Here is a 6,441-nt window from a genome sequence, read left to right as displayed (position 1 = left end):
CGCGATGCTGAATCTTCGGGGCCGCGAACCCGCCGCGCCGCAGGCGCGGCAAATCAGACAGAGACACGCCGCATGGAGGTGCCGGAATACGACACGGCGGGTGCGGCAATTGAAGTCTGTCGGTGCCATCGCCTACGGTTTCGCGGCATGCGGATGCTGCACACCTCGGACTGGCACATCGGGCGCACATTCCATGGGGTCGATCTGCTCGCGGATCAGGCCGCCGCGCTCGCCGCCATTGCCGAATTGGTGGCCGCGGAATCCGTTGACGTGGTCGTGCTGCCGGGGGACGTATACGACCGGTCCATTCCCAGTGCCGACGCGATCGCGGTGTGTATCCAGGGTTTCGAGGCCATTCGCGCGGCCGGGGCACAGATCATCGCGACTTCCGGCAATCACGATTCACCGACGCGGCTCGGTGCGGGGGCGAGTTTCGCGGCGGCGGGAGGGCTGCATCTGCGCACCACGGTCGCCGATGCCGATCGGCCGGTGCTGCTATCCGATGCACACGGTGCGATCGCCTTTTACGGCATCCCGTATCTGGAGCCGGAGATCACTCGCGCCGAACTCGGTGTGCCACAAGCACGTTCGCATGCGCAGATCCTGGATGCGGCGATGCGCCGGATCCGGGCCGATATCGCCGAACGGCCGGACACTCGCACGGTGGTGCTCGCGCACGCCTTCGTGGTCGGTGGCGAGGCGACCGGTTCCGAGCGTTCGATCTCGGTCGGCGGCGTGGAGACGGTGCCGCTGTCGGCGTTCGATGGTATCGACTATGTGGCGCTCGGGCATCTGCATTCGCCGCAGACGCTGTCGGGGTCGGTGCGCTATTCCGGCTCCCCGCTGCCGTATTCGTTCGCCGAGACCGCACATCGCAAGGCGGTATGGCTGGTCGATCTGGATGCCACCGGCCTGGGCTCGGTGCAGCGCCGCGATCTTCCGCTTGTGCGCGGCCTGAGCCGCCTCACCGGCACCCTCGACGAATTGCTCACTGCCGCCGCCTATTCCGAGGCGGAGCAACACTACGTCTCGGCGACGCTGACCGACTATGCCCGCCCCGTCGATGCCATGCGCAAACTGCGGGAGCGGTTCCCGCATGCGGTGCACGTGGAATGGTCACGCCCGGAAGGCAATCCGGAATTGCGCTACCGTGAGCGCGTGCACGGCCGCCGCGATACCGAAGTAGCGCAGAGCTTCCTCGCCGATGTCCGCGGCGAACCCTCCGCAGGCGAAATGGCTTGGCTGGAACGAGCGCTCGCCGCGGCTGTCGCCGAACCGGAACGGGTCGTTGCCGCGGTGGAAACCCTGGCCGGGGAACTGTCCGCATGAGCGGCCGTCAGTCGAGGCTGGGCGCTGCATGAGGCTGCACCGGCTGGAGATGACCGCGTTCGGGCCATTTGCCGACACCACGGTTGTCGACTTCGACGCGCTCGGCGCGGATGGGCTGTTTCTGCTGCACGGTCAGACGGGGGCGGGCAAGACGACGGTGCTCGATGCGATCGCGTTCGCGCTGTACGGCAGTGTGCCGGGCGCGCGCGGCGAGAGTAAGCGGCTGCATTCCGATCATGCCGACGAGCAGACGCCGCCGCGCGTGGTGCTGGAAGCGACACTGGGGGGCCGACGCGTGCGGCTGACCCGCTCGCCGGAATTCCAGCGGCCGAGTAGGCGGGCCAAGAGCGGCTGGGTGAAGGAGAATGCCGCCGCGACGTTGGAATGGTTGGACGGGCGCGGCGCGAACCTGGCTCGTCTGTCCGATATCGGGGACGAGATCATCCGGCTGCTCGGCATGAGCGCGGACCAGTTCTTCCAAGTCGTGCTGCTGCCGCAGGGGGATTTCGCGCGGTTCCTGCGCGCGGAGAACGAGGATCGGGAGAAGCTGCTCGAAAAGCTCTTCGACACCGAGCGATTCGGCAGTGCCGAGCAGTGGCTGGCCGATAAGCGGCGGGCCTCGGCCGCCGATGTCGAATCGCGCAAGCAGGGCATCGATCGGTTGATCGCACAGGTCGCGGTGGCCGCGGGGGAGACGGCGGCGGAATCGGTCGGACCGCTGGAGGCGGTCGGCTGGTCCCAGGACCTGCTCGCGACCGCACGTGCTGCCCTCGCCACGACGGCCGCGGAAGCCGAACGCTGCCAACAGGAATCGGTGCGCACCAGATCCCTTGCCGAGGAACAGCGCCGCCTGCACGAGCTGCGCCGCCGGATGACCGTCGCCCGCGAACGGCTCGACGAATACGCGGCCGCGGCCGACCACCGCGCCGACCTGCAGGCCGAACTCGAACTTGCGCGTCGCGCCGCACCGGTCGCCGAGGCGATCGATGCGGCGCGCGCCGCGGTCATGCGGGCCAGGCGCAAGACGGACGAAGCGCAACGCATTGCGGCACGATTGGCCGCACTGCTCGCCGAACCCGCTGGTGCCGATATCGCGGGCATCGAGCTGATCGCGGTCGAGCCGGGTCCGGACGGTGCGCCGACCGTCGCCGTGGCCGCCGATGTCGATGCGGCCATTCGACGGTGGAGCGCACAGATCGGCGCGCTCGACGAGGTGAGCGCCGACGCAACGACCGCGACCCGGCTCACCTCGGAACTGGCAACGCTGCGCGACGAGGACGTCGCACTGACCGGTCGAGTGGACAAACTGAACCGGCTGCGTCAGCAACTGCCCCGATCGATCGCCACCATCGAGGCCAGGCTGCACGAAACCACCGAGGCCGCAGCCGCACTGCCCGCGCTGACCGCCGAATGCGAACGGCTGCAAACTGCAGCGGCGGCGGCCGTCGAACTTGCCAGTCGCAATTCAACTCTCGACCACGCCCGCATCGAGTTCGAATCCGCCCGCGCCGCACACCTCGACGCCAAGGAACGGGTGCTCGAACTACGCGAGCGCAGGCTGGCCGGTATGGCCGCCGAACTCGCCGGTCAATTGACCGACGGACTGCCCTGCACGGTCTGCGGATCTGCCGATCACCCCGCACCGGCCCGCCCGACGCAGAGCGCGGTATCGAAGGAGACCGAGGACGCGGCCGCCGCCAGCGAACGCGCGGCCGAGGACGCCCGCGACCGGGTGCTGGCGCGCATTACCGGTCTGGAACGCGAAATCGAGGCGCTCATCGCCCGCGGCGGCGATGCCGACCGCGTCGAACTGGCCGCCGCCCTGCGCGCCGCCACCGACCGCTACCAGGACGCCGCCGAACTCGCTGCCCTTTCGGACAGTCTCACCGCCGAACTGACCCGCCTGCGCACCGACGAAACCCGCCTGCACGACGAACTGCGCGAATCCGATACCCGGCGCAGCACTGTCACGACTCGCATCGCCGCGGCGACCGCCCGTCTCAGCGAACTCACCGACCGCCTGCGCGCCGCCGCGGGCGCCGATGAAACCATCGACCGCCGCCGCGGCCGACTCGATACGCTGATCGGCGATGCGACCGCCTTGCGCGACGCCCGCAATGATGCCTCGGCCGCCGCGGAACAAGTCACCGTCATTGCCGACCGCGTCGAAAGTCTCGCGCTGGGTGCGGGTTTCATCGTCGAGCAGGTCAATGGCGAAGTAGACGCACCAGAACGGGACGATGTCGCCCGGTTGACCGCCTATGCCCGAGTGGTCACCGCCGCATCGCGAACCCCGCAGCGGCAGCACGATATCGAGGCGGAACTGGTCGCCGCCGACCGCGCCCGCGCACATGCCGAGGCCATCCTGGCCGAACCGGAGATCCAGGCCGCGGCCTCGACCGAACCCGGCGATCTCGACGAGCTGGCAGCCGCGGTGGCTGCCGCACAGGCCCAGCTGAATACCGCCGTCGCCGCCGATGCCGAGGCAACTCGCCGGGTGCACCTCCTGGCGGACTTGGGCGGACAGCTGTGGGCCGCGGTGGACCGTATCGCCCCGGTGCAGCGCGCCCACGAGGAACTGGCCGGGCTCGCGGAGGTGGTGGCGGGGCGCGGCGAGAACAACCGCCGAATGTCGCTGCGTTCCTATGTGCTCGCCGCCCGGCTGGAGGAGGTGGCGCTGGCGGGCTCGGTTCGGCTGCGCCGAATGTCGGGCGGGCGCTACGAATTCGTACACTCCGACAAGGCGGGTCCACGCGGCCGACGCGGCGGCCTCGGCCTCGATATCCGCGACGACTACACCGGCGCCATCCGCCCCGCCAAAACCCTCTCCGGCGGCGAAACCTTCATGGCCGCACTGTCATTGGCCCTCGGCCTCGCCGACACCGTCGCGGCCGAATCCGGCGGCGTGGTCCTCGACACCATCTTCATCGACGAGGGCTTCGGTGGTCTGGACGCCGATACCCTCGACGCGGTCATGGGCGTCCTCGACGAACTCCGCGCGGGCGGGCGGGTGGTCGGCCTGGTCAGCCATGTCGATGAAATGCGCCAGCGCATCCCGAGCCGCCTGCACGTCATCCGTGGCCGGGCAGGCTCGCAACTGCGCACCACCGTCGCCTGAGCCGACCGCGTCGCTACCCGGCGGCGCCGAACAAGACCACTCGACCGCTCGGTCGCTCGCCGGGAGATCGCCCGGCCCGATACATGTTGGTTCGGGCGTCTTGTCTCGATGCTTCCCGAGCTTCCCGAGCTTCCCGAGCTTCCCGAGCTTCCCGAGCCTCCCGGAACCGGTCCGGTGTTGCCGTCCATACGCTGTCCCGGTTCCGATTCGACCGAGACAGTCGGACCTCTTCCAGGAGTATCTGGCGGCGACGCGGTCGACTGGATCAGCTCCTGCAACGGATCGTCCGCGCATACCATGGGGGTTTATGGCAGATTTCCGCTAGCGCTCGGTGCGGGTTACTGACATTGTGGATTGGGTGACGATCACGGCTTTGGATTTCGAGCGCTGCTATCGGGCGGTGTCGACCCGGGATTCCCGATTCGACGGCCAGTTCTTCACCGCTGTGCGGACTACCGGAATCTATTGCCGCCCTTCATGTCCGGCGATCACGCCGAAGCCGACGAATGTGACGTTCCTGCCGACGGCCGCGGCCGCGCAGCAGGCCGGATACCGGGCCTGCCGCCGCTGTCTACCCGATGCCGCACCCGGATCGCCGCTCTGGAACACCCGCGCCGATCTGGCCGCGCGGGCTATGCGGCTCATCGGCGACGGCGTTATCGAGCGCGGCGGCGTGCCCGCCTTGGCCGCCACCCTCGGCTATTCACAACGCCAGTTGACCAGGGTGCTCACCACCGAACTCGGCGCCGGTCCGCTGGCACTGGCCAGGGCGCATCGCGCGCACACCGCGCGGCTGCTCATCCAGACCACGAATATGCCGATGTCCGATATCGCCTTCGCGGCGGGATTCGCCAGCATTCGCCAGTTCAACGACACCGTCCGCGAGGTATTCGCGGTCAGCCCCACCACCATGCGCACCGAGGCACAGCGGTTGACCCGCTCGGGAAATCCCGTCGTGGCCGCCGCCAACGGTTCGCTGGCGCTGCGCCTGCCATTTCGGGAACCGCTGGACCGGGGCTGGCTGGAGTGGTTTCTCTCCGCACACGTGTCACCGGGCATGGAGCTGTGGGAGGGCCGCGCCTACACCCGCAGTCTGCGCACCCCGCACGGGCATGCGATAGCGCGACTGAGTTTCCAGCGCGATCATGTCCGCGCCGAACTGTCCCTGCACGATATGCGTGATCTCGCGCCGACCGTCGCGCGACTGCGGCGCCTGCTGGATCTGGACGCCGACCCGGTCGGCATCGATGAGGCGCTCGGTGTGGTGCCAGCCGATACCGATGTCGTCGTGACATCGGCGCGGGATCTCCCGGATGCCGGTGCGGCACCGGCCGACCATCCCTTCAATGTCGGCGCGATCACCGCCCGCCGCGCCACCGCTCGTCCGCAGTTCACTCCGGGTATCCGGGTGCCCGGCTGCCTCGATGGCCCGGAGTTGTTATTGCGCACCATGATCGGACAGCAGATCTCGGTAGCCGCGGCCGCGACCCATACCGCCCGGCTGGTCGAGGCGCTGGGCGAGCCGATCGACGGACCGGTATCACGGCTGTTCCCCACCCCGGCCGCGATCGCCGAACGCGGGGCCGACGTGCTGACCGGTCCGGCGCGCCGGATCCGCTCGATTGTCGGCGTCGCCTCGACCCTCGCCTCCGGTGATCTGGTGCTGCACCAGGGCCGCACCGCCACCGACTTGCGCCGCGAACTGCTGGCCCTGGACGGCGTCGGACCGTGGACCGCTGACTACGTGACCATGCGGCTGCTGGCCGATCCGGATGTCCTGCTCGATACCGATCTCGTTGTCCGCCAAGGCGCCACCCTGCTCGGTGTCGACCTACCCGATACCGCGCGCTGGGCGCCGTGGCGCTCGTATCTGTCCATGCAGCTGTGGAAGGCCGCGCTAGCCGGTCGCAAAACCAGTCCGCCGAAGTCATCCGCGACGAAGTCGGTCGCCGCAGCGAAAGCGAAGACCGAATTGTGAATGCGCCAACCGATTT

At 68.9% G+C, this 6,441-nt stretch carries 3 protein-coding genes; all 3 read left to right on the top strand.

The genetic code is table 11. The features are described from left to right. The first annotated feature begins 147 nt into the window (after positions 1-147). Positions 148-1,329 carry an exonuclease SbcCD subunit D gene (locus ABZW16_RS24135; RefSeq protein WP_354958245.1) on the top strand — a complete coding sequence of 394 codons (1,182 nt, stop codon included), beginning with the start codon at positions 148-150 and terminating at the stop codon, positions 1,327-1,329. Between the two features lie 28 nt (positions 1,330-1,357). Then, positions 1,358-4,447: an AAA family ATPase gene (locus tag ABZW16_RS24130; RefSeq protein ID WP_354958244.1), complete on the top strand. Its 3,090-nt coding sequence runs from the start codon at positions 1,358-1,360 to the stop codon at positions 4,445-4,447. A gap of 349 nt (positions 4,448-4,796) precedes the next feature. Beyond that, positions 4,797-6,425 carry an Ada metal-binding domain-containing protein gene (locus ABZW16_RS24125; RefSeq protein WP_354958249.1) on the top strand — a complete coding sequence of 543 codons (1,629 nt, stop codon included), beginning with the start codon at positions 4,797-4,799 and terminating at the stop codon, positions 6,423-6,425. Positions 6,426-6,441 lie beyond the last annotated feature (16 nt).

This window comes from Nocardia sp. NPDC004604, from assembly GCF_040609795.1.
In the GTDB taxonomy this organism is placed as follows: Bacteria; Actinomycetota; Actinomycetes; order Mycobacteriales; family Mycobacteriaceae; genus Nocardia.
Note: the sequence above shows the minus strand (reverse complement) of the source record. Positions and strands in the feature narration are given on the sequence as shown.

Bases quoted from the DNA above. Each gene is read 5' to 3' on its own strand.
- ABZW16_RS24135 (WP_354958245.1), top strand. From the start codon at position 148: ATGCGGATGCTGCACACCTCGGACTGGCACATCGGGCGCACATTCCAT.
- ABZW16_RS24130 (WP_354958244.1), top strand. From the start codon at position 1,358: ATGAGGCTGCACCGGCTGGAGATGACCGCGTTCGGGCCATTTGCCGAC.